Raw genomic sequence first — 25,165 nt, forward strand, 5'->3', positions numbered from 1 at the left:
TAGGTCATCTCCCCCTAGCCAAATCCCTGTTCCCTAACACCTGCCCCCTGTTTCCTGTACCCATACACCGCCAACATCTGCACCACCTTATGCAACTGCCTCGGTTCCAACCAATGCACAAAATCCACCCCAAAGGCTTTTTTCGCCATACTGTCCGCATACTGCACAGGCAACCCAAGATTGGCCAAAAGTGCGGTGATTTTTGCCAAATATTTTTGCTTATCCACCCTTGGAATCGCCCGTTTCTGCCCCTTAAACTTCGTTGTGGTTGGCTTAAAGCCCTTTTGTTTCATCACCCCAAACACTGCCTCAAGCTCCGCCAATCCGAGCAATTTACAGCTATCCTTGCCCGTCATCTGCACCAACAACGCCCGATAGCTCACCTCGTCCATGCCCAGTTGTTGCTTACCAATATGGATCAACTGAATCAATTTCGCTTTGCTGTAATACATCTTCACGTCTCCTTATTTTTTTAAACGAGCCTGTCCCAAAAGTAACCGCAACTCTCGCCACCGTCTTGCCGATTCTGCTTGCTGTTCAGGGGTTCTTGGTGGCGGGACGGGTAATGCTATCACCTCTCTTGGCGATAACACATCAAATAACATCTTCGGACTCGGAAACTTATCGCATTCACAACACAACCGCAAAAAGGCCTTTTCTAGTCGCTTTCTATCCAGTTTTTCGTCCCAATCAGGGAATTTAAACAACAAGGCCTCCACCCAAACCGTCGCCACCTGTTTTGTCATTTCCTCCGCAGGGCGACCGGGCAAACCTAACACGATTAAGCGTGCCAATCCTTGCGCCACCACACTTTTTAGCCACTTTATTTGCTCAGGTGACCCCTTACTCATTGGCAAACTCCACTAAACTCGCCACCGCCTTGCCTGTTTTACTTTCAAATTGGCGTAATTGGCGTGGCTCAGGGTGATTTATCACACTTACCCCTCGCCCTTGCCGTTGACTCACCACTTCCAACAAATAATTATGCGAAGTGAGCGGGCGTTTAATCCCGTGGCGATTCATTAACACCGCATTTAAACCGTCAATCCAACTGTCTAAACGGGTATTCACTTGCTGACCATTACGTTTAAAGCCCCCTGCATTGACAAGTTCTAACAATTCATTCAACACTTTAGCCAGACGTTCCATAGTCAACATGGTTTTTTCAGGACGAAACAACCCCAAATACTGCACCGCCAACCGCCCAAACTCGCCATTAATGGATAAGGCAGAAAAGACAGCTTGACTTGCCTGTTCATGTTGTAACAATACATCAAGGGAAAACACCGCCCCACAAGCAGGACATTTACATTTCATTTGCCTTTTTCTCCTGTCTAAAACCTATTATTCAGCCCACTTTAGCCGCTAAAATGAGCTGTAAATACATTCTAAACACATCTTCCTGATCCCCTCTCCCTTTGGGAGAGGGCTAGGGTGAGGGTCAACCACCTTTCACGCCTGATTTAACCCGCAAAATCAACGTTTTTAAATCCGTACACGTTGTGTTTAGCACCAACAAAGCCCCTTGCTCTGACATTTCCGAATATAAGTACCGAGCGGTTTCCAGTTGAGCTAAAATATCATCCAACTGCGCATCAAAATTAAATTTTTTCTTTCTCATTCTTCCCCCCTAAACGGCTTTTTCATCATACGATCACAAAACTCAATCCGATCTTTCGCCCAGTAATAATTGCGTCCTGTAGCATAAAGTTTCGCCCTTTGCCACGCCCTCGCAGCGGCTGCATAATCGCCCTTGCGTTCGGCCTCCACGGCTGCCTCGCTCCACTCTAAATAGACCGCTTTTTTCTCACTCACACTTGCCATAATTTCTCCTTGTTGTGTTAGATAAAATCGTTTATAAATGCCACTTCAAACCGCATTAAAATGGCATTGAAAACGGCTTTAATTTAAAAATAACGGGCTATCAGCCAACCCAACCACGCCATAAAAGCCAAATAGGCAAAGGGTAAATACTCTGTCATTGTCTGTTCTCCCATTGGTCTGCCAAATACCATAACCATGCAAAACACAATACGGTACAAATTGCCAGAGAAGTTTCACCAAACATAGCGCCCCCCCCTTATTTCACATCTTGCTCAAACGGCTTAATTACAAATTCTTCCACACCTGATTTAATCGAAATCCCGTTGACGCTTTTCGCTTTCTCAGGATCAAGCAAAATCGCATCCTTATTGATTTCCTCTTTGGTGCGGATAAATTCCAACATGCCTAAGGTTTTCAAGTTCTCCAACACCTGATCTGCCTTGGTAATTCGCACGCTCGGCGGATTAGTACGCCATTGCACCTCGCCCGTATTGAAATACCCCGTTTTCTGCTTACCGTTAAGGGTCAATTCATCACGGTGACTCTCACACCACGCCTGAATCGCCTGTTGTTGGTCGCCAATCTCCCCTTTTAATGCTTGCAACGGCTCCGCATAACGCTCCGTAATCACCGCAATTTCATCATTCTGAGCTGTCGTCAAGCGTTGCAACTCACGCTGTTTGTCGCCTAACTGCTTAATCGCAATCTCTACTTCTTCTCTCGACTGCACACGCACCGCCTGCGTAGGTGCTTTAATTCGACTTGCTGTTTTTGCCATAATGATTTTCTCCTATTGTTTAACCTAATTTTTCTTTCTCTAACTTCACAACCACTAACTGTTGCCCCTTATCTTTCCTATGATGTGCCGGTGTCGACATATGTAATACCGTATTCACCTTCACCCCCAGAAACCTTGCCAATTCCTCCGCCGTCCCGTCCGCCAAATTTTCATCCCCCCGATAAAGAGCATAAATTTGCCGACCTTTCATCTGCCACCTCCTTACTTAATCAACGCATCCGCATAGGCTAAAATAATCTGTTCATCAATCGGACGCTCATACATAGCCGCCACCCGAATCGCCCCACGCATTAAATAATTTAACCGCCGAGCGTTGCCCTGACTGATTTTAAACAGCACCGCATTAAACTCGCTTGTGCCTAATCCCGATTCCGCCAACAAGCCCACATCTTCCAGACTTAACCCATTGCCCAAATCACAAAACACCCCAGAACGGCTATAAAGCTGAGCCAACTCCCCATGTTTACCACGCAAATTGGCAATCAATTTCGGCATACCCGCCAACACCAAACCGCAACCTGTTTTGTCATGAATACGGCGGATATACTCCAAACATTTCGTGCTTAACAGCTCCGCCTCGTCCACAATCAACAACCGCCCAGCGCCTAAACGTTGGCAAATCCGCACAAACAAATCATGATTTTCCCCTGTTTCGCTTAAGCCCAACTGCTGACACAAGGTTTTCAACAACACTTTTGGATTAAAACTCGGATCAACCTCAATTAATAAGGTTTCAGGATTGCCTTTCACATAGTGCCGTAATGCCTGCGTTTTCCCCAAGCCCGCAGCCCCAATCACCACCGCAATCACCCCCTCAATATGTGCCGTATTCACCGCATCTAAACACAACTCCGCCTTATGCGTATGCACAAACGCCCCATTAAAACGCCGTTCTACCACACGCTCCTGATGTCGCCCCATCAAACGGCTCACCGCCTCGTCCACTTCCTCAGTTTTGCCCTTATAAGTGCCTTTCAAATACTGATTCACCACCGCCACAGACTTACCAATCGCTGTCGCCACCTGTGCCTGTGTTAAATTGTTTTCCTGCATATACTGCTGTAATTGTGCTTTCATCTTGTTTTTCCTATAATCTAAAAACCGTTTAACCCCACTTTAAAGGAGCTTAAAATGTTTGATTCAATAAAACCGTTACGGAGTTTTCACTGCCAACAATACTGGGATGAAATCCTCAATAATCTCTCCCCCAAACAGCAAGATCACCTCAACAGCCTTTTAATGCCTGATGCCAAACCTAATTTTTATCAATGGTTCGCAAAGCATGCTGACGAAGTCTATGCGTATATAGCTGCGACCCCACAACAACGCCAAAATCCCAAAAAATGGCACGAACCAAATTACCTGTTAGCCTATGCTCGCTGGCACGTTCTCGCCAACGGCAAACTCGTCCATGAATGGTTGCAACAAGTCGGTCAATACAGCCACCCGAATCCCGAAATCTGGTTTCTCCAATGCTTTCGAGAGTGGACAAATCTGCAAGACGTACTCGACGATCTACCGTTTCATCCGACAAATAAGCCAATACCTTATCCTTTTCTAACCCAAGAACAGTTGGATCGATACGAGTAGCACTCATCTCTTGTTCAATCTCTTTAACCAACCGTGCTTTCTGTCTGGCTCGTCTTTTCGCACGAGCCTGTTTAGCTTTTTCAAGCCCCATTTCATGTTGTGTTATTGTCTGCATAGTCATCTTTAACCTACCTTTTTCTGCCGTTTAAAATCCGCTTGAAAAATCGCAATCGATGCATCTTCAAGCACTATTTCCTCTTCATGCCGTGCCATCCGCATTTGTCGCAACAACACCGCCCCCTCGCTTTCCTTAACCTCAATCGCCGGCATCATCTCCGCACGAATTTCATCAACCTGTTCTTCTTTCAACTTCAACCGACGTCTGCCCCGTTCTTCCCTCGCTTTCTCCACAAACGCTTTCGGGAACGCATCACGCTTATTACCATTCCACACCGCCTCGCACAAAAACCGCCCGTCAAGACTTCGCACAATCACATTCTCCGCACAGTGAATATCAAACGCCACCTGCACCTGTTCACCGTCCACCAAAATCAAATCCTTGTGAAAATAATCATTATTAAACACCCTCACCCAGCCACGTTCTGCAGTGCGAATCACATGCGGACGGAATAAATCCCTCGCCTCCGCCTTGGAAATCATCAACACCGCCTCACCGTCCAACAACTGCGCATACTTCCTCGCAGGCGTCGTGCCAATTTCCCCATGCACATGTTCCTCGTTATACCAACGCACCCCCTCAGCCACCGCATCAATAAACTGATGCCAACTAGGCAACTTGCCTTTCGCCCACTGCTGTTTATCCGTAAGCTCCGTCCGCCCTTGCCGAATCGCCTTATCCAACGACACCACCGCCGTACTTGTTTTTCGCACCGTCTCCCGATCCGCACCCAAACCATGATAAGTCTCAAACTGCCGAGCAATCCGTAACAACAACGTCTTATTCAACCGCTCAATAATCCCACGCCCTTGCGGATTGCCCGGAATCCCCGTCTGATGATTAATCCCCAATCGTGGCAAAATCCCCGTAATATCGCCATCTAACATCCAGTTCTTCTCACCGCCCCCATTATCCGAATAATAAATCGCCGGCAACCCATACTGCTCAACCCCCGAGCGAATCGCATCCGCCACCGCCAAGCAGTTCTCCGCCAAACTCACCGACCAGCCCACAATAAACCGACTCGCCGCATCCATCACCAAAGTGACTTCAGGAATAAACGGACGACCATGCTCAGGGTGTGCCACTTTCATCTTCATAGAGTGACCATCACCCACCCACACATCATTGGCTCGTAAACCTGACCAATCTCTTTTTACATACGTTTTCATCGCTCTTAACTCCGCGCCTGTTTTTCTACCTACTTCACGCACGATCGCAGGCAACTTCGCTAACCCACGTCGCACCGTACTCAAACTTGGCAACATAGCCAACCGCAACGGCTGATCCCAAAATGCCTCATGCCAACGTTGCGCAAATTCATCATAAGCCTCCGCCACACAAACCCCATTGGTCTGCCGATACACCGCCAAAAACTCAGGCAACCAACCCAACATATCAGGCGACGTCGCCTGCCGTTGCAACGGCACCAACGCCATCAACCGATCTTCAGGCGTTTCCGCTTTCACATACCGCAACACCCAATCATGCAACGTCCTCGGACTCAACACCCGACCGCTCCCATTACCATTTTTCGCATTAGCCACCTGCACCAACCCCATAAAACGCCCCGAAATCGCACCGCACTTTGCCTGCTCACAAAAATAATGAATCGCTTTTTGACGTGACATAGACTGCTCCAATTCCAACACCGCCACCACCAACGCCATCCGAGCATCCGCCACCGCCCGCTGTTGTGCCGTCAAGCTCGCCAAATCCACCTCACGCACCCGCACCACAGGCAACCGTGGCTTATCCGCCACCACCGCCCGCACAAACCGCTCCCGAATCGCCATTTGTACCGATTCAGGGAGAGAGTCAAGGGCGTATTCATAGCTGACACCCTTTACTCCACCGACTTGTCTTTTCTTCCAGTTTTCTTTTGTTGCACGTCTAGTCACATTGCTAGGTTGTTTAGGTAAATTAGCAATGCCTGCTAGTTCTTTTGATGAATACCACTGTTTCATAATCACCACCTAATTACTCATAGAATAACGACTGGGCCATATATCGTGCGGTTGCATACCTAAAGCATCTGCAATAATTCGTTCGCCTTTTGGATAAGGCTTATCTAACGCATTACGCACGGTTGTTTTTGCTAACCCGTTTTCTATTCCCAACTGAGATAGAGATTTGCCTTTTTTCATTAACTCACCCCTGATTTCGTGGTTACTCATATCTTTAGCTCTTTTATTTTTCGCCATAATGTGAGATCCTTAAAAGATAGTTTTAAACTACATAGACAACGTAAATTGTCTAACTATGAATTGAATAATATAGTGAATTCATTTTAAAGTCAAATGCTGAATTCATAGAAATTTCACAAATTTTAATGAATTTAATTTAACTATTTGATTTTATGGTATATTTATTTTGAATTCACTTTGTTTATAAATTGAATTTACAAGGGTGCATTATGAATTCATCTAAAAATAAAGAGTGGTTTACAGCTTTTGAGCTAGAAGATGTGGGCGGATTGCCTAAGGGAGCGAGTAATATCACAAGAAAAGCTAAAACTGAAAATTGGCAGAAAAGACAGATAAAAGGGAAAAGGGGAGTAGCTTACGAATACCACTACACCTCATTCCCCCTTGTCGTACAACAAGCACTAGGCTTTACCCCAAGCACAGAGCAAGATCAGCCCAACGAAACGGAAAAAAACGTAAATTTCCAACAAGAAGATGAAACCTATGATGACATTGTGGATTATAGAGATGTGCGAATTTCCGCAGGCTTCGGCTACGAAAATGACGAACCAACCGAATTAAACACAATTAAAGTAGAGCGTGCATGGTTTCTCCGCAACCGCTTAAATGCCAAGAATTGTGCCATGTTCAAAGTCAGCGGCGACAGCATGTACCCAACCCTAGACGACAACGAAGAAATCATAGTGGACTGCTCCAAAAAAGACCTAACCGAAGGCAAAATATTTATAATAAACCACTCCGGCACCATGTGGGTAAAACGCATTAAAAGAAACTTTGACAGCATAGAACTTATTAGCGACAACAACTTCTACGACCCAATAAAACTCAACGAAGAAGAATCCAATCAACTCAACATCATAGGCCAAGTCGTCCGTGGCTACCGAGATTTTTAACCAAAAAAAGGCAAATAAAAAACAACAAAAAAAGGGGAAGTCCAAAACTTCCCCCACAACAAACGAAAACTAATTTTAAAAACCAACCCCTAATTTTAAAAACTTAAACGCCAACTTTAAAAACTTAAACACCAATTTTAAAAACTTAAATGTCAATTTTAAAAAACATTTAAAACCCGCTCATTCTTGCCCAAACCTATGCAAATAATGATGCAATTTCTGCCCATTTTCCACCATTCCCCACCATTTTCATTATTTGCATAATCCTCTCCCAACCACCCCACAACCCAAACAAAATCAACCACCTACACCAAAAAACCAAAAATCCCCCACTATGCAAATATTGTCAGTACCCCACATATTAAACGCAATAAACTCTATCGACAGCTCCGAATCTCGCATTAATGGAATCTGAATTTTTAAGGTTTCTATCAGACTGTTTACCGACCGCTCACTATAACCCTGATTGTTCAGCTCAAAAAACTCTACCACTTTATGCTTAATATCAATTTCGTCTACGGTATTCCATATTTTGCCGTCATAACGGTATAGGCTCTTATTTTTTCTATGAAGTGCCATATCCCAATTTAACCAGCCGTAAAATGATTTAGACTTTTCGCTTGTGCGGTCATTTTCACGAATAGAATGATCTGCCTTTTTGCTTGCATCTTTTGCAATCGTTTTAGCTAAATCCTGTTCGCTTTCTTGCGTGCGCAAGCGTTCAATATAACCGCTTAGATTTTCTAATTTCTCCATGCTCACGCCATCATACAAGCCAACAGCTAGGCCGTTTACTTTGTTGTTGGTGGCAAGGTTCAAGCAAATAGCGGTTTTCTGCTCTTGTGTTAGCTCGCCATATTGGAAGATTTTAATAAATCTCTGTTCTTGATTACAAAGCCTTGTATTTTCTAGGCTCGCAAGCTGTTTAACGTCAATAATTACCGGTTTCTGGTCGTAGCGGTGAATTTTCTCCCCATTAACAGAAAAATCATCAATCTTCAAAGCGTCGGCTAGAATGTGCCATAACGCCCCCTTGCCCTTGTTCCATGCTCCCCACGCCGTACTACCCGCTAAAATAATCAGGTCACTGAATAGCTGATTATTCCACGGCTCTTTTAAATGTGGTGCGTTAATTAATTTTGCCATTGCTTACCCCCATTTTCTCCATTATGTTTTCCTGTTTGCGGTTTTGTTTAGTCATCATTTCAAGCGTAATTTTATTTCCTTGCTGATTGATAAAGTTACAAATACCGTTAGGCGTGTCGCTAAAATATTTAACTGCGGTTTCCAATTCATCATTAATCAACAATGGTGTATCAGTATGCTGTTGGTGATAAGCAATAATTGCTAATGCTTCACGCCACGCTGTCGCATTTGCCATTTCTACGGTAATGAAATTATCAACATCTAGCCATAATGTGCCAATTAGATAGCCGTCATTTTGCGTTAATGCAATATAGGGAAAATCTAAAAAGCTCAATGTTGCTTTAATTGGTTGTTTGCTTAATTCCGTCAATGTTTGTAAATTTAATTCTGTGATTGTTTCCATAAGTCCCCCTTAATTCAATCCAGTTTTAATCATTCGTAAATAGCCTTGTAATTCCTTGCTGTGGTGGATTAATGCCGTTATCTGCTCGCTATTGAGCTTTATTTGGCATGCCATTTTGAACAAGTATTCATGTATGATTTTCTGCTCTAGCTCTGCTTGCTCGCAAAGTGCGGTCAATACTTCATTACTTTTCATTCCACCACCTCATTTTTTTACAATGGAAAGCGTAAAGCTATTATCAAAAAACACATTGCCCGCTTTCTGTTTTTGGCTGATTTCATTTTTGGCTTGCAGTGCTTTGGCCAGTGTCTCAAATTCATCAATAAGCACTTGGCTTTGACTGAATACCATAAAAAGCTGATATGGTTTATTATTCATTTCCACCACCTTAATTTGTTCTGACTGTTTTAGATTTACTTGGCCCCGCATGCGGTTGTTCTACCTTTTCGCTTTTGTCTATTGTTGGTGGATTATTCGCAATCTCCACATCATTGACGGCTTTTCGCAATAAATCTACATAGTCATTTAGGTCATCAATAGAACGTTGCATTAAGTCTCTCACGCCCATTAAACTATCAACTAACTCACAAGGCTCAATAGAATAGTTATCTACTTTTGTGAGAAGATGAACCAGTGACAAGGGTTGAAGTAGTTTGTTAATTCTGTTCTCTAGTGTGTCGATTAGTTCGAATGAGTTACGCATTTTTGCCCCCTGTAAAGTCAATTTCATTAAGTAGTGATTGTAAGGTTGTGAGATTCTCAAAAACTTCCCTGTATTCTTCAGGGCTTAACGTGCTATCGTTTTTGAAAGCGTCTAGACTTTGATTTAAAAAGTTGCAAGTTTGAATGTAATTACAAATAGATTTTAAATCTCTTGCATTGCGTTCTGTGTATTGATGGTTGATACGTTTAAGCATAGGTCACCCCCATTAATGAAAACGGTTGAGAATAGCGAATAGGATTTAACGCATTGGTTAAAGTGTTGGATTGTTTCATTGTGAATTGTCTCTTAACTGTAATTAGTAATGAATTGCCAACCTGTAATAGGTGTGACAAGGTATCAACTACCGCAGTTAATCGGCTCGCCTTATTCGTGCGGACTGGGTCCGCCTTAGTTCGACGTATTAACCTTGCCACAAATTCGGCTTTTTCAGATAGGGTTAGTTGCCCTATGAATTGAATTTGAGGTATAAAAAATCCGCAAGTCTTACGTGTGCGGGTGCCGTTAACTGTAAGTAGTTCGTTGCAATTAGTGGTTGCAACATTGGCAATACTACCGCTATTTTTAAGACTACGCAATAGGACGGAAGAAATTTTACGCATAAATCACCCCCTTAATGTTGGATAAAGTGCGGTGTAAATGGTGCGAGTTTTTGACGTTCCAGCATTGCAACAAGCAATAATCTTTAGCGATTTTTGCCCGTGCCGTGCTTTCGTTGTCGGCTTGAATAACAATTCTTGCTTTTGGCAAGCGGTTTACAGATAGGCTTGTGTTGCCTAAGTTTTGGCGGTGTATGCCTAGGAATAAGTAAATCATTGCTGATAACTCCACAAGTAAAAGTTTTGTAGAAATTACCGCTTGAAAGTTCTCAGGCTTTGGGCGGTAACGTGTAACAGGCTGAGAAACTGCGACTTGTGGAACACAGCAAAGGGCTAAACCTTTCCCATTACACGCCACCATTGAAAGAAAATTGCTAGGCTCAAATTTGAGCTTTGCAACTTCATTTGATAAAGTGCTAACCCGCTCAAAATTGAGCCGGTTGCTTTCTTCGGGTGTGCGTATGCTACGAACAAAAAAAGCACGGTGATAAATTGGCGTGCTGTCGTTCGCCACAAGTAAAACGTTCGAGTTCTCAGGCTCGGCACTAGATTTTGCTAGTGCGTGAAAACTATCGCAAATTTCACCGCACTTTGTCAAGAAAATGTATTGTGAATTGTTTTCATCTTTGTTATTATAACTATGATTTAATTTCATATTAAATCTAGCATAGACTTTGATTTTAGGCATATTATTAAAGTTCTCTATGTGATTGAAATAGATTATCCTGCTTTGTAGCCCCCATTTATTGGGGGTTTACTTTTATTAGCGTGCTAACCTGTTCACTGCATTTTGAATCTGACTTTCACCGATAGGCAATTCATCAAGATAACGGTTCTTAGCTTGGTGATATGCCAGTTTTTCATTAAACAAGGCTGCAATTTTTCTAATTTGTTTTTCGTCCTTTGGCGTGTATCTTGTATAACGTCTATCGTGTTGACTGGTTTCACATTGACGATTAAAACGGCTGCCAATAATTCTTTCAATGCGTCCAACTTCGTTGCGTGCGTTTAAGAAATGGACTTCAAAATAGCTTTCTTTTTCGCTGATGCCAGCCTGTGGATTTTCAAGCATTGATTTACAAATAATCATTTCTCTTGTGAGCATAATTACTCCCTTGTTGCTTTTTGTTGTTCAATCCAATTATTCACTTCTGCTAAATCCCAACGGATGAAATTTTGAGAAAATCGGATTGGTTGCGGAAATTGTTTTGCTTTCACTAGCTCATTTAATTTCGTGCGACCGAATCCCACTTTTTGCAGAACATTTACCGCTGAAATTAATTGCTGTGATTGGTTGGTTGATGTTTCCATAATTACCCCCTTGTGTGTTTGGTTTCGGTTGGTTGCGTAACGTTACGGGGGGAATTAAAACACATTGAATATATAGGGGGGTTATAACAAGGTTGAAAAAAATATCCTGCCTACATAGACAGGATATAATAAAATCAATAAGTTAGATTATTTCTTATTTTTCGTTCGATTTATCGGGCAAGCGATTTTTTCTATTTCTTCGGCGGTTGTTGTAGCTATGCCATAATCTCGCTTGATGTAATCTCTTATTTGTATGTTAGATTTTATATTTTCGGGATAATTCGACCAATATTTTTTACGCACTTCAATAGCAACTTTTAACAGGTCATCTTCTCTATACTCACCTAACAATATTGGGCGATTTTCTTCTGCAAGTTGAGATTTTAATTTAGCTATCTGGTTGTCTTTTTCTGCTATCGTTTCATTTAATTTTTTAATTTCTTCTTTTAGGCTATTTATTTCATCAATCTGATTATATTTTCTATCAATAATGGAAAACATTTCTAAAAATTTAATTAAATCACTATGTAATATACAAACATCATCAAGATATATTGGAGATCTATTTTTACCTGCTGATAAAAACAAGGAAACATCTGTTCTTTTTACTAATACATAACTGAAGTTTTTAATATATCCCAAATCTAAAATTAACTCTATATTATAATTTTCAGTAAGGCTTCTATCTAATGGGAAATAACCATCAAAGAAAAAAGAACGTAAGCAATTTGATTTTTCATTATCCAATTCAATATAGCTAAAATTTTTCACATCATTATATATGCTATTTTCTTGATTTAATCTGATTGAGATCTTGAAATCACCAATATTAAATTCAATAAAATCATCATTATCAAATAACATCTTGGATTTGATTATCTCTGAATTTATTTTGATAAAAACGGAATTTATATCTATCAATAATGGATTTTTTCGATCCGCTCGCTTTCTGTTTATTGTTCTGATTTCGTTTGTATTGCCTGAAAGATGAATAGATAATTGAATATCACCGTTTTGAAAATATTCCAGTAAATCTTTTTTTGATATGTCTATATTGTGGTTTGATGAAATATATTTAACTGCATCATCTAGTGAGTATACTTTTTTAGGTAAATATTTTAGCGTTTCCATAATGCCCCTTTCTGCATTATCCCTTATGATAGGAACGCACCAACAAGATAAGGTTTCTTGCTTTCGGGGATCAGCCTAGGTGCGTTTAATTCTTTTATTCGGTATTATCGTTAATATTTATATTAACATCAAGCAAATCTGTTTTCTTGCCTGTTTTATCCGTGTGACTTACTCGCATAAATATATCGGGCTTTTGTTCCTGTGCCAATTTCGCTTTGATAATTGGGCGGTTTAATTCTTGTTTTATCCAATAATTATCTAATCTTTTGCCATCTATCGCTTGCTTGATTTTTCTGTCATTATAGATAATCCATATTACAGAAAATAATATACTCGTGCCAATGGATAATAAAGCTATTTTCCAATGGTTCGCAATAATAGGAATCATAACAAATGCAATAATTGGACTAAAAATAAATAAAATAATCTTAAACAATATTTCACCCCTTTTTTTGCCAGCTAGTCACATCTAAAAGATAGTGATATTCTGACGTTTTTTCAAGGGTATTGCCGTTTTTTTTCCAATTTTTCTATAAATCAATTCCGTTAAAATCTTGCAATGCTTGCTGATGTGCTTCTGATAGCTCAAAAATCAGATCGCCGTATTCAAGCTGATAAGTACCATAAGACATTAAAAACGCTATGGCGGGGTCAATTTTATTGGCTGCCTTTTTCTTGTTCGGTTTAATGTTGGCGTTTGCATCCGTTTCCATTACTACGTTAGATAATGCCCACGCTAAAACAGGGTCGCCGTTATGTTCAATCAGTTTACGATTAATTACCACTTCCACGGACTTTGCAACAGGGCTGAATCGTTGATAAGTCTGCGGAAAGGGTTCTACTTCTAGCCCAGCTGATTGTAATTGTGTGCGTAAATGTGTGGCGTTCCAAACATCAAAGCCAATCATTTTGATATTAAATCTTTCAGCGTCTTTTAAAATATCATCTCGGATTTTGTCATAATCGATGCAATCGCCTGTTGTGGTCGTTAACCAACCTTGTCGCACCCATTGGCGGTAAATAGCTCGGTTTTTATTTGCCACGTTTTCAAGCTGATATTCTGGGATATAATGGCGACAATATAACCGCACTTTGTTTTCAACTGGAAAGCTGTAACAAATACTGGTTAAATCGCTCGTACTGGATAAATCTAAGCCCATATAGCAGTCAGATTGCAACAAATCGCTATCATCATAGCTACGCTGACATAACGCCCACGCATCTAAATTTAACCACGGCGTTTGACCGTTACACCATACATTAAAGCGTTTTGTGAGCATTTCCACCCATTCTGACGGAATACCCCTAGCTTTTCTGATTGTGTTCTCAAAATCTAAATAAGGAATAGATTTACCGATATTCGGATTCGCTTTAATCCAATTATCAGGGTTATCAATATCGCTTTCTTCGTCCAGTTCAAAAATCATTATGAAAATGCTTGGGTTTTGCTCGTTGCCGTCCAGAATCTGACAACAGTAATCATAATGCTGTTTACAGGCTGATATAGTGTTACTGCCTGCGGTTGTAATGGCAAATAAAAGCCCTTGCGGTCTTGCCCCTTGCCCTAGCTCTAAGGCTGAATATACGCTGTTGTCAGCGTGTAAATGGTATTCGTCCACGATAGCTAGGCTTGGGTTAGTTCCTTCAATGGTGCTTGATTTAGCCGCTAAGGGTCGCATTATGCTGTTGTTCTTTGGGTTGATAAGTTTATGCTGTTGAATATTTAGCCGTTTCCGCAAAGGTTGAGAAAGTAAACACATCTGACGAGCGTCATCAAAAACAATTCGGGCTTGGTCTCGGCTTACTGCTGCGGTGTAAATATCTTGCTGACCTTGTTCCATTATTAAAAACCAATTCGCCAGCACGGCTGCAACGGTTGATTTTGCATTTTTTCTGGCTACTTGAATGTAGGCGGATCGGTATTTTCTTAAACCTGTGTCTCGATATTTAAAGCCCAAAATATTGGCAAATAGAAATTGTTGCCAGTCGCTTAGCTCTATCGGTTGCCCCCTTAGGTGTCCTTTGACGTGCGGACATAATCTGGAAAAGGCAATAAACTTGGCTACGGTACTTTCATCAAAGATATAATCAGAGTTGGCTAAATCTGAAAAATAACGTTCTACCGCTTGCTTAATGCGTTTACAAGCGTTTATCTTGTTATCTCTGACGGATTGTGCGTAATCGTGCCAAATGCTCATAGCTACATAATGATAATATCATCAAGCGGATCTAGTTCTTCGCTTTCTACTGGGTTCTTTCTACGGCTGACTGGGTCAAATCCTAACAGGGTTGACATCTTGATCATTACTTTTTCCGCATCCGATTTAGCAGACAAAGCGGGGTTTCTTGATTTTGTTCCCTGTGAATTGGTAATAACAAATCCATTCTTCGCTAAATCCGCTACGGAATGCCGCCAAATAGCGTAATTTTCGCAATAAATTTCTAAGTTGGTTAAGTCTTCGGCTTTAATATCGCCACGCTCTGACAGCTGTTTAATGCGTGCTTTCCATTGGCTCTTAGCAATATTATCTAAGAACTCGGGCGTTTTATAAGTTGTTCTTTTCATTGGCTTTCCTTATTTTCTAAAAATTTGCCGTGCGTGAAAATTGAGTTGGGCGGGCGGTTCGTTAGGCTTGGGCTTTTCTTTTCAAAACTCCCCCCACCCGTCTAAAACAAATTTAAAACAAAATATAACTTATTGATATTTAAATAAAAACTAATCTTTAAGTTTATTATTGCTTTTTTGCCCCAAATCCACGCTGATCGATTACTCTTGTCTTATAGCTATGGCAATCACGGCATAATGGTTGATGATTATCTGACCGCCAGAAATTCGGATCGGCTTGTCCGTTCTCTACTGGTTTAATGTGGTCTATTACTGTTGCTGGAGTATATTTACCTTTCTCTAAACACATCACGCATAAAGGGTTATGCTTGAGATATTCGGCTCTATATTTGCTCCATTTATGGTCGTAACCACGTTTGCTAGCACTTGCTCGGCTATCCTTTGGCTTATGTTCTTCACATCGCCCAAATCTAACTTTGTTTCTACAATTCGGATAACTACAACGTTTTAACGGCTGAATTGGCATAACTTCCCTTTAATAGATACAAGGCTCTCTGTACACATTCCACAAGCTGCTAACCGTCATTGGTATAATGGTTTGAGCTGTGTCTGTGGTGATTTCTCTATTCGTGTACAAGTGAGCGATATACATCAAGCAGCCTACTTTGATTGCTGGGTAAAATGGAATCGTTGAATCTGTTTCCTGTTCGCCAAATGTTTTCCCTATATGCTTTTGTGCTACTTCAAGGCTGACGTTAATAAATCCAGTAAGTAGGTTATCATCTAGCGCAAAGTCATCCATTAAATTTAAATGTGCTTTTACTTCATCTAATCCAATACTAACGCCCATCTGTTGCACCCTCTTTACACATTAACTGTAATTCCCTATGGCTTTCTTTACTATCAATTACAGCAATAATTGAAAATACTCTATTACCATATTTAACTCGCATTACAGAACACACATCATCAATATAACGGATTCTGATGCGTAATTGCGTTTCGCTATGTAATTGAGCAGAAGTAAAATACTCATTGCCTTGTAATGGTTCTACACTCGCTCTCACAGTTTTAAAATCTACCCATTCAATATTAACCGCACCATAATCTGTCATTACTTGCTTTTGTTCTTGCAACGTAATCACCTTGTTATATTTGCCAGCCTTAATCATTCGTGCCATTGCTATCACCTTGCTTAACTTCTACGGTTTGCTTCCATGCTTGGCTAAATTCATCGCCACCAGCATAAGGCGTAAGCCCCTCACGTCTTCTTACTTCATTCGGTGACATCACGCCCGATTTAATCGCAATCTCATAACTGCTAAAGCGTTCATTCTGACTGGTTCGCAATAAATCAGCGGTATCAAATTCAATTAAATAACGGGGTGCGGTTCTATCTGCCACATCAACCATTAAGGCATCTTTGAGTTGTTGTTCAAAATTGGTTAGCCATGGTCGCAAAGTCTGTGATAAAAATGCTCGGCTTGCTTCACTGAAATTTGAATAGCTACTGTTTGAATATTCCTGCAAAAAAATCGGACTGATATTAAAAATACGTGCGATATCCCCGATCGTAAATGTACGGCTCTGCAACCATTCCGCATCTTGGTTTGTCATGCCTAGCTGCTTATATTCCATTGAACCCTCAAGAACTGGCGTTTTACCCGCATTTTTAGCCCCTTTGTAACGCTCTAGGGCTTTAATGGCTTTTTGTGCCTTGGCTTCGTCTAACCATTCGCTTGTAGTGATTAAACCGCTCGCCATTAAGCCATTTTTCATCACGCTTGCACCGTGTTTTTGTTGTGCTAATCCTAGCCCGATTGTTTCACGGCAAATCGTGACCGGCGAACGCCCCATAAAGCCATCAAGGCTAGAATGGCGTAAATGTAAAATCTCATCTTGTAAATATTGGTGCGTGTTTCCGTCTAGGTCGGTAATTTGATAAATATACTTGCCACCCACTAAACGAATAATATTTACCGCACTTGGCGGAAATGGTGTTAGGCTTTCTGGCTGTCCTTTTTTATCCCACCCGATAACCGCATAGGCATTGCCATTTAGCAAGCAGTGTCGCATCATCGTGTATTTAAACTGATAAGGGGTTTGATTGCGGTTAGGCATTTCATTAAGCAAATAGTCAATAGGGTGATTAAAAACTCTTTCCCGTCCGTCATCTTTAAGTTGATACAAATAGCAAGGCATACTAGCAACCGCTTCACTAATCACCGTTACGGCGTTCATTACCGCAGGCAAGGCTTCGGCGGTTTGTGGGCTGACAAATTCCCCTGCACCTGTATTGCTTACGCCCAAATAAGAAAGCAGTTCATCAATATTGACTTGGGTGCTACGCTGTTCTTTTTTTCGTCCAAATAACCACATAATCAAAGCCCCGCTAATTCAGCCCAACGGTGTAAAAGTGCGGTCGGTTTTTGCTTAATTTTTGCCTGTTCCATTGAACGCTTGGCAATCTGAATATTACTTTCAGGATAAGCAGGAATACTCGTTACTGTAACTTCCACTAATTCCGCATTTTTAATCGTTCGTTGGCAAGGTGTGACATCAAAATCCCATTCTTCAGATTTAACCAAAAAGCCAAAAGACATGCCCGAAATATCGCCACGCTCTACACTAACCAATAAATCACGCCCTAGGGTTGTATCAGGCGGCGTTAATTCAAAACGTAACCCGATCTTATCTTCTTCCAGTTTTAACGTATTGGCTTTCGTTCTGCCTAATAACTTGCTGTAATCGTGTTCAAATAATGCCCGAATATCCGACCCACTCGCTAAACTTTCTGCAAAGGCGTTAGGAGCAAAACGCTCTGAAAATTCGCCCCACAATAGCTCGCTAGGGCTATTCCATTTCACTACGTAACCAATCAGCTTTTTATTCTCTGCTTGAACATCTGCCGATCTAATTTCAAACTCTTTATTCATATTCTACCCACTGACAAAAAAGGGGCTTAACGCCCCCTGTATCAAATTTATTAAGCCGTCGTTTCAATGAACTTAATCGCATTGCTATCAACCACGCCACCGCCTAAATATTTATCGGTGTGGACTTTGTAGAATCCAGGCTCTGTAATGTTATCTGGTCGAGTGCGTACGCCTGTTTCGTGGTCTACGATATAATAACCGCGTTTAAAATCACCAAACGCTAATACGGCTTGATTCGCTCCACTCGTCGGCATTGTTTCAAGGAAATAAACAGGACGACCTAAAAGCGTTGCGGGAGCGTCTGCGGTTAAGCCGTCACGCCAAATATAATCACCGTTTTTATTTTTGATTTTTTGCAACATCGCCGCAATGGTAGAAGACATCACCCAAACGGCATTTTTTCTATATTTGCTATGTAATGTGTAGAACAAATCAATTAAATTATCAGCAGTGATTTTATCTGCCCCTGCAACTTCTAATTTTTGCAACTCGCCAAAAGCACGAGTTTTATCATTTCCCTTTGAACGAGTATAAGCTAACAAGCCTTTCGCTTTCTTACTTCCATCGCCATCGGTCAAATCTACTTCTTCAGTTTCTGCAAAACTTTCTGAAATTTCTTCCGTCAACCAACCTAAAACATCAATAGACGAAAAATCTAAAATTTCTTGCGTGGTTTTCGGATAGGCATAAATCGGATTTAAAGCGATAGTGACTTCATTTAATTTCGGTGTATTGGTCGCCGTACGTGCCTTACCCTCTTCACCATGATTAATCACGGCACCACCAGCAGAAACAAGTTTTTTATACTCTTTCGCCCCTACTGGCAAGCGAACCACATTACAAATCTGACGCATAACGCTGTCATCTGTTAAACGGGTCATTACTTGCTTGTCTAATTGTGGGATCACGGTATAACCGCCATCATCATTTGCAGTCGTGGATAACGTAGATCTTAATTCACCTGTCTTGATATAATGACGTAGCTCATCATTTCCGAATTGAGCTTTATTACTTGTTTCTACTGGTTTACCTGCTTGGTTACGTTCTTCATCAGTAACTGATTCATAACGTGAAATCTCATCGCTTAATTGTTTAACCAAATCTTTCAATTTATCAAAATCTACTGATTCGGTTTCATTTAAGCTGCGGTTTTCCGCATCCGCTTTACTCAAAATGTTACGCATATCTTCAACGGCTTTTGCCTTTTGTTGGCGTAGTTCTAAAAGTTTTTTAAACATAATTTAATCCTTTGATATTTATCTTAATTAAGACGGCTAAAATCAGCCCATATCATAATATAACCACATCAAAAAGAATGTAAATAGACTATTTTTTAAGCGTTAAGTGGCGATAAGATACGATAAGTTAATAAAATTCGATTGATTATTTTTTAATCTTTGGAATAAAGAAAGAATCTATAATTACAGAATTTTTAGGCTTTTTTATATGGTGAACACTAGTGAACACTAGTGAACACTTAAGAATAAGGTATTCACCCTATAATATATTAATATATAAGGATTTTTTATTAAAAGGTGAATAGGTGAATACCTTTTTTAATAAAATTTAAAACACAGGGCAAAATAATAAATCTTGCTATATTTAAAAGGCAGTCTAAAATAAAAAGCAGACTGTATAGCGTCTGCTCCAAATATTCATCGAATTGTATTTTAGTAGTATCGTATGTAGTATCATAAAAAGTTAAACTAAATTTTTAGTTAAATATCAATGAAATAAAACTCTATTCAAGTCCCGCTCAGCACCAATCAACAAGAAAAGACGGTTTATGCCGTCTTTTTTATGTGCCGAAATAAACTGCCGAAATAAACTAAAACTACGCCAAACAACAGGTTATCAATCATTGACTTCCCATGCTTTTATTTTCTATTCCCAGACAAAAAAGACCAACTCAGTTGAGTTGGTCAAATACTATCTATACTTATTATTTTTATTTAGGGGATTCGGATTAAATTGGGCTTATGCCTCTACACCTTCAAATAAAGCGGTACTTAAATAACGCTCTGACGCAGATGGGAGGATCACCACAATTAATTTATCAGCAAATTCAGGTAATTTCGCAATACGCTCGGCGGCGGCAACGGCGGCGCCTGAGGAAATACCGGCTAAAATACCTTCTTCTGCCATTAAACGGCGTGCGGTAGCAATGGCGGTTTCACTGTCCACTGGCTCAACACGATCAACCAAGCTCAAATCTAAGTTTTTCGGAATAAAGCCGGCACCGATACCTTGAATTTTATGTGGACCCGGTTTCACTTCTTCGCCTTTTAAGGTTTGCGTAATCACAGGGCTTTCCGCTGGTTCAACCGCAACGGTGGTAATGGCTTTGCCTTGATCTTGTTTGATATAACGGCTAATACCCGTGATGGTACCACCTGTCCCCACACCTGCCACGATAACATCCACTTTTCCCTCTGTGCCTTGCCAGATTTCAGGGCCAGTGGTTTGTTGGTGAATAGCAGGGTTAGCCGGATTTTCAAACTGTTTCAACATGATATAACGGTTTGGATCGCTTGCCACAATTTCTTCGGCTTTGGCGATTGCTCCTTTCATGCCTTTGGCGCCCTCGGTCAACACCAAATTCACCCCTAAACCACGTAATAAACGTTTACGTTCGGTACTCATGGTTTCTGGCATGGTGAGGGTAATTTTATAGCCACGGGCGGCGGCCACATAGGCTAAAGCAATACCGGTGTTACCACTGGTCGCATCAACAATTTCTTTATTTTTGGTTAACGTGCCATCTTTTTCCGCTTGCCATACCATGTTGGCACCAATACGGCATTTTACGCTAAAGCTCGGGTTACGACCCTCAACTTTCACCACAATGTTGCCTTGACCAAAATGGTTTAAGCGAACTAATGGGGTGTTACCAATAGAATAGGAATTATCTGCAAAAATCGTCATTGTGTTTCTCCTTGAAAGAATGATTTAATTGTTGATGCTATTTGTAACATAATATTTAATAATAAAAAAATAGCTATTTGTTCTATTTTATAACTAAATTGCATTAAATTATGACGGTATTTTTCCTTTATTCGGCAATCGATCACTTAACAAAATGGCATAACGTTCTGTACTTGGGCTTGATTCTAAGGCAATTTTTAATGCCATCGTCAGAGGAACTGAAAGCAACATACCCACGGTGCCTAGTAACCAACCCCAAAATAAAAGAGAAAGGAATACCACTAAAGTAGAAAGTCCTAATTTTTTCCCCATAATTCTCGGCTCTAGCACATTACCAATAGATACGTTAATAACAATCACGCTAATGGTGACCACAAATCCGGTGGTAAAACCATTTAGTAAGAACGTTTGTAAAATAATCGGTATCGTAGCAATAATCGAGCCGATACTTGGAATATAGTTAAACAAAAAACTTAAGGTCGCCCATAAAATCGCATATTGTACATCTGCTATGGTGAGTAACGTCCAAATCGCCACCGCCGTCAACAGGCTCATCATGCTCTTGACGCCCAAATAACCAATAATGCTTTCTAACACGCGTTCTAAATGATTTTCTTCCTCGCCATCTTGACGACTAAACACCAACGCAAATTTATGTTTAGCGGTGGGTGCCTCTAACAACATAAAAATGACCACTAAAATTAACACAAAGGCATTGGACACCACATTGGAGAAATTCATCAACAAACTGCTAGCGAAATTCATCACTGAACTCGGGTCAAAATGCTTAACAATAGCGTCGGGCTTGACAGAAAAGGGAATATGCCATTTTTGTGCAATGGCCTGAATATCGTTCAAGCGAGCGGTCATTAATTGCCGATATTGTGGAATGGATTGCGTAAATTCTTGCGCCGATCCGTTAATCAAGCCGACTAAAAAGAAAAACACCAATAAAATCAACAGCAATAATAAGGCAATCGCTAACCAATGCGGCACATGTCGCTTAGTCATAAAGCGAATCAAGGGTGAACAGATGATCGCAATAAATAACGACAGCAAAAATGGCACCACGATCACAGAGGACACTTTAATGCCCGCCAAAATAATCACCAAGGCGGCACTCACAAAAATAAATTGATGTAATGGATTGTTTTTTATCATAAAATATACCGCACTTAGTTAAATCGCCTCTTCATTTTCTTCGCCGGTGCGAATACGAATCACACGAGCCACATCATACACAAAAATCTTACCATCACCGATTTTACCGGTTTGAGCCGTTTCTACAATGGCGTCAATACATTGTTGTAGCACATCATCTGCGATCACAATTTCCAGTTTGACTTTCGGTAAGAAATCCACCGCATACTCGGCGCCACGATACAGTTCCGTATGCCCTTTTTGACGGCCAAAGCCTCGCACTTCCGTCACTGTCATGCCAGTAATCCCAATATCCGACAAAGCCTCACGGACATCATCTAATTTGAACGGTTTGATAATTGCTTCAATTTTTTTCATCACTTGCTCCTATTTTTTAGCGGATTTTGGACGGAAACTTTCAATCACAGCAGGATCCGTATCAATATAAATCCCATCAATCAACTGTAAACAATAAGGCACGGCAGCAAAAATCCCTTTTACTTGCACTTTCCCTTGTTCGTCTTTCACGCCCTCTAAGGTTTCTTTAATGGCTTTGGGTTGCCCAGGTAAATTTAAAATTAAACTGTTTTTGCGAATCACCCCGACTTGCCGTGACAATATGGCGGTAGGCACAAAATGTAAACTCACCTGACGCATTTGTTCACCGAATCCCGGCATTTCACGATCCGCCACGGCCAGTGTCGCCTCCGGTGTCACATCACGTTTTGCAGGCCCCGTACCGCCCGTGGTTAAAACTAACTGGCATTGTTGTTGATCGACTAATTCAATCAAGGTTTGCTCAATTTTATCCTGTTCATCAGGGATTAAACGGGTTTCTACTAAAAATTTATCCACTAATGCTTGTTCTAACCAAACGGTTAATTCGGGAATGCCTTGATCGGCATAGATACCTTGCGAGGCCCGATCAGAAACGGAAACCAAGCCAATTTTTAAGATTTTTTCATCAACTGCGGTCATTTTTTACCTTATTTTTAAAATGGAAATAACAACGGAATACAAAATACCGTGACTAACATAACTAACAATGTAAATGGCACACCGATTTTAACAAAATCCGCAAACTTATAGCCACCCGGCCCTAACACCATGGTATTCACCGGGGAAGAAATTGGGGTCATAAACGCCGCCGACGAGGCAATAGCCACGGTCATAGCAAAAGGCATGGGCGAAAGCTGTAATTGCTGCGCCATACTAATCGCAATCGGTGCCACTAAAATAGCGGTCGCCGTATTAGAAATAAACAAGCCAACAACCGCACAGAGCATAAATAAGCTAATCAACATCCAGTGTTTACCCATGGTTCCCACGGTGTGAATCATAAAATCCACGGCTAAATCCACCCCACCCGTTTTTTGTAGCGCAATGGAAAAAGGCATCATGCCAACGATTAAAATCAAGCTCGGCCAATGAATACTGGCATAAGCACTTTTGGCGTCAATACAACGGAATTTACCGAGCATTAAACAAGCGATAAGAGCGGCCACCACATTCGGCACGACGCCCGTGACCATTAATAACACCATGGTCGCAATGGCAAAAATCGCATGCCATGCTTGGCTCGCTGCGGGAACGGCTTTGTCAATTTCACTGGGATAACTTAATAAAAAGAAAGATTTGGTTTTATCCCGTAATTGTTGTAACAGTTTCCACTGCCCCACCACCAACAAGAGATCGCCCACTTTCAATATTTCTTCCGCAAGATTGCCTTGCAATAACTCGCCGTTACGTTTAATCCCAATAATATTCAACCCATAATGGGATCGAAAGCGTAATTGCACCGCACTTTTCCCCACTGCACTGCCGTCGGGAATCGGGGTAATTTCTGCCATGCCAATGGATTTAGCTTGTTCACTAAAATGAACATTACGAATAGGGGCCAATTCTAAATGATGTGCACGGCAAAATTCGCTCAAATCCAAGTCTGGCTGACTAATATCCATCATCAATAAATCTTTATGGCGAATTTCTTCTTTGCCAAGGGAGGCGGCCATAAAAATCGGTCGAAAGCGTTTCCAACGCTCAATAGCTAAAATATTTAGACCATAATTGGCCCGTAAATGTAATTCTTCGACATTCTGCCCAATAAAATCGGAATCCGCTAACACCACAAAACGTTTAATTCTGCGGTGTAACTGATAACTTTCAATGAGATCATTAAAGGAATAACGGGCGGTTTCTTGCGGATTATGTTGCTCTGGCGAGGCTAACCAACGACGAGCTAATAACATATAGAATACGCCTAACACCAACACAATTAAGCCAATAGGCGTAAACGAAAAGAAATCAAAACGTCCCGCTTGTGTGCGGACTAATTCGGCATTTACCACCAAATTTGGCGCCGTGGCAATCAAAGTCATCATGCCACTAATTAAGCCCGCCATGCTTAACGGCATCATTAAACGTTTGGGTGAAATGTGCATTTGCTGACAAATCACCAACACCACCGGAATGAAAATCGCCACAATACCCGTAGAACTCATAAAGGATCCCAAGCCCGCAACGGATAACATTAATAAAATAAGGACTTTCGTTTCACTGTTATTGGCGACGTGCATGAGCCATTCACTCACTTGATAGGCCACGCCGGTACGCACTAAACCATCTGCCACAATAAACAATAATGCAATGAGAATAATATTGGGATCGCTAAATCCTGCAAATACATCTTCAACGGTTAAAATGCCACTCAGACAAAAGGCAAGCATGACCACCAATGCGACCGTATCCATACGCAATTTATTTTGAATAAACAAAAAGATCGCCCCCAATAACAAAACGATCACAGCGGTTAATGGGGTGTGTAACGCAGTAAATAAGTCAGCATTCATCACAATA

The 25,165-nt window shown here is 41.1% G+C and carries 37 protein-coding genes; 1 reads left to right on the plus strand and 36 read right to left on the minus strand.

What is annotated here, in order from left to right; all coding sequences use genetic code 11:
• Positions 1 to 14: 14 nt before the first annotated feature.
• The 11 genes from ACTG7Q_RS03430 to ACTG7Q_RS03480 form a co-directional block, all read right to left on the minus strand.
• On the minus strand, positions 15 to 452 hold the full coding sequence (locus ACTG7Q_RS03430) for a gp16 family protein (RefSeq protein ID WP_439240915.1): 438 nt from the start codon (positions 450 to 452) through the stop codon (positions 15 to 17).
• 12 nt (positions 453 to 464) lie between these two features.
• Positions 465 to 851, minus strand: a complete 387-nt coding sequence (locus tag ACTG7Q_RS03435) for a hypothetical protein (RefSeq protein WP_439240917.1) — start codon at positions 849 to 851, stop codon at positions 465 to 467.
• Positions 844 to 1,317: a hypothetical protein gene (locus tag ACTG7Q_RS03440; protein WP_439240919.1), complete on the minus strand. Its 474-nt coding sequence runs from the start codon at positions 1,315 to 1,317 to the stop codon at positions 844 to 846. The genes ACTG7Q_RS03435 and ACTG7Q_RS03440 overlap by 8 nt, the downstream gene beginning before the upstream one ends.
• A gap of 124 nt (positions 1,318 to 1,441) precedes the next feature.
• Complete coding sequence (locus ACTG7Q_RS03445; protein WP_439240921.1) at positions 1,442 to 1,621, minus strand: hypothetical protein; 180 nt, start codon at positions 1,619 to 1,621, stop codon at positions 1,442 to 1,444.
• Positions 1,618 to 1,824 carry an ANR family transcriptional regulator gene (locus ACTG7Q_RS03450; protein WP_439240923.1) on the minus strand — a complete coding sequence of 69 codons (207 nt, stop codon included), beginning with the start codon at positions 1,822 to 1,824 and terminating at the stop codon, positions 1,618 to 1,620. The genes ACTG7Q_RS03445 and ACTG7Q_RS03450 overlap by 4 nt, the downstream gene beginning before the upstream one ends.
• 256 nt (positions 1,825 to 2,080) lie before the next feature.
• Complete coding sequence (locus ACTG7Q_RS03455; RefSeq protein ID WP_439240925.1) at positions 2,081 to 2,602, minus strand: host-nuclease inhibitor Gam family protein; 522 nt, start codon at positions 2,600 to 2,602, stop codon at positions 2,081 to 2,083.
• Between the two features lie 19 nt (positions 2,603 to 2,621).
• Complete coding sequence (locus ACTG7Q_RS03460) at positions 2,622 to 2,813, minus strand: hypothetical protein (RefSeq protein WP_439240927.1); 192 nt, start codon at positions 2,811 to 2,813, stop codon at positions 2,622 to 2,624.
• Positions 2,814 to 2,824: 11 nt separating this feature from the next.
• Positions 2,825 to 3,700, minus strand: coding sequence for an AAA family ATPase (locus ACTG7Q_RS03465; RefSeq protein WP_439240929.1), 876 nt, complete (start codon positions 3,698 to 3,700; stop codon positions 2,825 to 2,827).
• A 178-nt stretch (positions 3,701 to 3,878) separates the two neighbouring features.
• Complete coding sequence (locus tag ACTG7Q_RS03470; RefSeq protein WP_439240931.1) at positions 3,879 to 4,328, minus strand: hypothetical protein; 450 nt, start codon at positions 4,326 to 4,328, stop codon at positions 3,879 to 3,881.
• 8 nt (positions 4,329 to 4,336) lie between these two features.
• The gene (locus ACTG7Q_RS03475; protein ID WP_439240933.1) at positions 4,337 to 6,298 is read right to left on the minus strand and encodes a Mu transposase C-terminal domain-containing protein; all 1,962 of its coding nucleotides are present in this window, start codon (positions 6,296 to 6,298) and stop codon (positions 4,337 to 4,339) included.
• A 9-nt stretch (positions 6,299 to 6,307) separates the two neighbouring features.
• The gene (locus ACTG7Q_RS03480; protein WP_439240935.1) at positions 6,308 to 6,535 is read right to left on the minus strand and encodes a helix-turn-helix domain-containing protein; all 228 of its coding nucleotides are present in this window, start codon (positions 6,533 to 6,535) and stop codon (positions 6,308 to 6,310) included.
• Positions 6,536 to 6,747: 212 nt separating this feature from the next.
• On the opposite strand from ACTG7Q_RS03480, the gene ACTG7Q_RS03485 reads away from it, so the two are divergent.
• Positions 6,748 to 7,431, plus strand: a complete 684-nt coding sequence (locus ACTG7Q_RS03485) for a helix-turn-helix domain-containing protein (RefSeq protein ID WP_439240937.1) — start codon at positions 6,748 to 6,750, stop codon at positions 7,429 to 7,431.
• A gap of 297 nt (positions 7,432 to 7,728) precedes the next feature.
• Here the strand turns inward: ACTG7Q_RS03485 and ACTG7Q_RS03490 are convergent, their stop codons facing one another.
• The 25 genes from ACTG7Q_RS03490 to ACTG7Q_RS03610 all read right to left on the minus strand — a co-directional run bounded on the left by ACTG7Q_RS03490 (position 7,729) and on the right by ACTG7Q_RS03610 (position 25,158).
• Positions 7,729 to 8,577 (minus strand): hypothetical protein, encoded by an 849-nt coding sequence (locus ACTG7Q_RS03490; RefSeq protein WP_439240939.1) that lies wholly within the window; start codon positions 8,575 to 8,577, stop codon positions 7,729 to 7,731.
• On the minus strand, positions 8,561 to 8,980 hold the full coding sequence (locus ACTG7Q_RS03495) for a hypothetical protein (protein ID WP_439240941.1): 420 nt from the start codon (positions 8,978 to 8,980) through the stop codon (positions 8,561 to 8,563). The genes ACTG7Q_RS03490 and ACTG7Q_RS03495 overlap by 17 nt, the downstream gene beginning before the upstream one ends.
• Before the next feature lie 9 nt (positions 8,981 to 8,989).
• A complete protein-coding gene (locus tag ACTG7Q_RS03500) occupies positions 8,990 to 9,175 on the minus strand; it encodes a hypothetical protein (protein ID WP_439240943.1) in 186 nt (61 codons plus the stop codon).
• A 9-nt stretch (positions 9,176 to 9,184) separates the two neighbouring features.
• The gene (locus ACTG7Q_RS03505) at positions 9,185 to 9,358 is read right to left on the minus strand and encodes a hypothetical protein (protein WP_439240945.1); all 174 of its coding nucleotides are present in this window, start codon (positions 9,356 to 9,358) and stop codon (positions 9,185 to 9,187) included.
• Positions 9,359 to 9,368: 10 nt separating this feature from the next.
• Entirely contained in the window at positions 9,369 to 9,683 is a 315-nt protein-coding gene (locus ACTG7Q_RS03510; RefSeq protein WP_439240947.1) for a hypothetical protein, read from the minus strand.
• On the minus strand, positions 9,676 to 9,897 hold the full coding sequence (locus ACTG7Q_RS03515) for a hypothetical protein (protein ID WP_439240949.1): 222 nt from the start codon (positions 9,895 to 9,897) through the stop codon (positions 9,676 to 9,678). Before ACTG7Q_RS03515 ends, ACTG7Q_RS03510 begins: the two co-directional genes overlap by 8 nt.
• Positions 9,890 to 10,303, minus strand: coding sequence for a hypothetical protein (locus ACTG7Q_RS03520; RefSeq protein WP_439240951.1), 414 nt, complete (start codon positions 10,301 to 10,303; stop codon positions 9,890 to 9,892). Before ACTG7Q_RS03520 ends, ACTG7Q_RS03515 begins: the two co-directional genes overlap by 8 nt.
• A complete protein-coding gene (locus tag ACTG7Q_RS03525) occupies positions 10,296 to 10,955 on the minus strand; it encodes an ash family protein (RefSeq protein ID WP_439240953.1) in 660 nt (219 codons plus the stop codon). Before ACTG7Q_RS03525 ends, ACTG7Q_RS03520 begins: the two co-directional genes overlap by 8 nt.
• Before the next feature lie 108 nt (positions 10,956 to 11,063).
• Positions 11,064 to 11,405 carry a hypothetical protein gene (locus ACTG7Q_RS03530; protein ID WP_439240955.1) on the minus strand — a complete coding sequence of 114 codons (342 nt, stop codon included), beginning with the start codon at positions 11,403 to 11,405 and terminating at the stop codon, positions 11,064 to 11,066.
• A 2-nt stretch (positions 11,406 to 11,407) separates the two neighbouring features.
• Positions 11,408 to 11,611 carry a helix-turn-helix transcriptional regulator gene (locus ACTG7Q_RS03535; protein ID WP_439240957.1) on the minus strand — a complete coding sequence of 68 codons (204 nt, stop codon included), beginning with the start codon at positions 11,609 to 11,611 and terminating at the stop codon, positions 11,408 to 11,410.
• A gap of 147 nt (positions 11,612 to 11,758) precedes the next feature.
• Complete coding sequence (locus ACTG7Q_RS03540; protein WP_439240959.1) at positions 11,759 to 12,742, minus strand: hypothetical protein; 984 nt, start codon at positions 12,740 to 12,742, stop codon at positions 11,759 to 11,761.
• Between the two features lie 94 nt (positions 12,743 to 12,836).
• Positions 12,837 to 13,178, minus strand: a complete 342-nt coding sequence (locus ACTG7Q_RS03545; RefSeq protein WP_439240961.1) for a hypothetical protein — start codon at positions 13,176 to 13,178, stop codon at positions 12,837 to 12,839.
• Between the two features lie 94 nt (positions 13,179 to 13,272).
• Positions 13,273 to 14,940: a terminase large subunit gene (locus ACTG7Q_RS03550; RefSeq protein WP_439240963.1), complete on the minus strand. Its 1,668-nt coding sequence runs from the start codon at positions 14,938 to 14,940 to the stop codon at positions 13,273 to 13,275.
• Positions 14,941 to 14,942: 2 nt separating this feature from the next.
• On the minus strand, positions 14,943 to 15,308 hold the full coding sequence (locus tag ACTG7Q_RS03555) for a phage terminase small subunit P27 family (protein WP_439240965.1): 366 nt from the start codon (positions 15,306 to 15,308) through the stop codon (positions 14,943 to 14,945).
• Positions 15,309 to 15,474: 166 nt separating this feature from the next.
• Positions 15,475 to 15,834: an HNH endonuclease signature motif containing protein gene (locus ACTG7Q_RS03560; RefSeq protein WP_439240967.1), complete on the minus strand. Its 360-nt coding sequence runs from the start codon at positions 15,832 to 15,834 to the stop codon at positions 15,475 to 15,477.
• Positions 15,835 to 15,843: 9 nt separating this feature from the next.
• Positions 15,844 to 16,158 carry a head-tail connector protein gene (locus tag ACTG7Q_RS03565; protein ID WP_439240969.1) on the minus strand — a complete coding sequence of 105 codons (315 nt, stop codon included), beginning with the start codon at positions 16,156 to 16,158 and terminating at the stop codon, positions 15,844 to 15,846.
• Positions 16,148 to 16,489, minus strand: coding sequence for a phage head closure protein (locus tag ACTG7Q_RS03570; protein WP_439240971.1), 342 nt, complete (start codon positions 16,487 to 16,489; stop codon positions 16,148 to 16,150). The genes ACTG7Q_RS03565 and ACTG7Q_RS03570 overlap by 11 nt, the downstream gene beginning before the upstream one ends.
• Positions 16,473 to 17,687: a phage portal protein gene (locus ACTG7Q_RS03575; RefSeq protein WP_439240973.1), complete on the minus strand. Its 1,215-nt coding sequence runs from the start codon at positions 17,685 to 17,687 to the stop codon at positions 16,473 to 16,475. The genes ACTG7Q_RS03570 and ACTG7Q_RS03575 overlap by 17 nt, the downstream gene beginning before the upstream one ends.
• Before the next feature lie 2 nt (positions 17,688 to 17,689).
• A complete protein-coding gene (locus tag ACTG7Q_RS03580) occupies positions 17,690 to 18,244 on the minus strand; it encodes an HK97 family phage prohead protease (RefSeq protein ID WP_439240975.1) in 555 nt (184 codons plus the stop codon).
• A gap of 50 nt (positions 18,245 to 18,294) precedes the next feature.
• Entirely contained in the window at positions 18,295 to 19,482 is a 1,188-nt protein-coding gene (locus ACTG7Q_RS03585) for a phage major capsid protein (RefSeq protein ID WP_439240977.1), read from the minus strand.
• A gap of 739 nt (positions 19,483 to 20,221) precedes the next feature.
• On the minus strand, positions 20,222 to 21,169 hold the full coding sequence (gene cysK / locus ACTG7Q_RS03590) for a cysteine synthase A (protein ID WP_439240979.1): 948 nt from the start codon (positions 21,167 to 21,169) through the stop codon (positions 20,222 to 20,224).
• Positions 21,170 to 21,277: 108 nt separating this feature from the next.
• Entirely contained in the window at positions 21,278 to 22,330 is a 1,053-nt protein-coding gene (locus ACTG7Q_RS03595) for an AI-2E family transporter (RefSeq protein WP_439240981.1), read from the minus strand.
• An 18-nt stretch (positions 22,331 to 22,348) separates the two neighbouring features.
• Positions 22,349 to 22,687, minus strand: coding sequence for a nitrogen regulatory protein P-II (gene glnB, locus ACTG7Q_RS03600; protein ID WP_439240983.1), 339 nt, complete (start codon positions 22,685 to 22,687; stop codon positions 22,349 to 22,351).
• A gap of 9 nt (positions 22,688 to 22,696) precedes the next feature.
• Positions 22,697 to 23,287, minus strand: coding sequence for a molybdopterin adenylyltransferase (gene mog / locus ACTG7Q_RS03605; RefSeq protein ID WP_439240985.1), 591 nt, complete (start codon positions 23,285 to 23,287; stop codon positions 22,697 to 22,699).
• 14 nt (positions 23,288 to 23,301) lie between these two features.
• The gene (locus tag ACTG7Q_RS03610; protein ID WP_439241514.1) at positions 23,302 to 25,158 is read right to left on the minus strand and encodes an SLC13 family permease; all 1,857 of its coding nucleotides are present in this window, start codon (positions 25,156 to 25,158) and stop codon (positions 23,302 to 23,304) included.
• Between the last annotated feature and the right edge of the window lie 7 nt (positions 25,159 to 25,165).

The sequence above is a fragment of the Lonepinella sp. BR2474 genome (genome assembly GCF_051851555.1).
GTDB lineage: Bacteria > Pseudomonadota > Gammaproteobacteria > Enterobacterales > Pasteurellaceae > Lonepinella.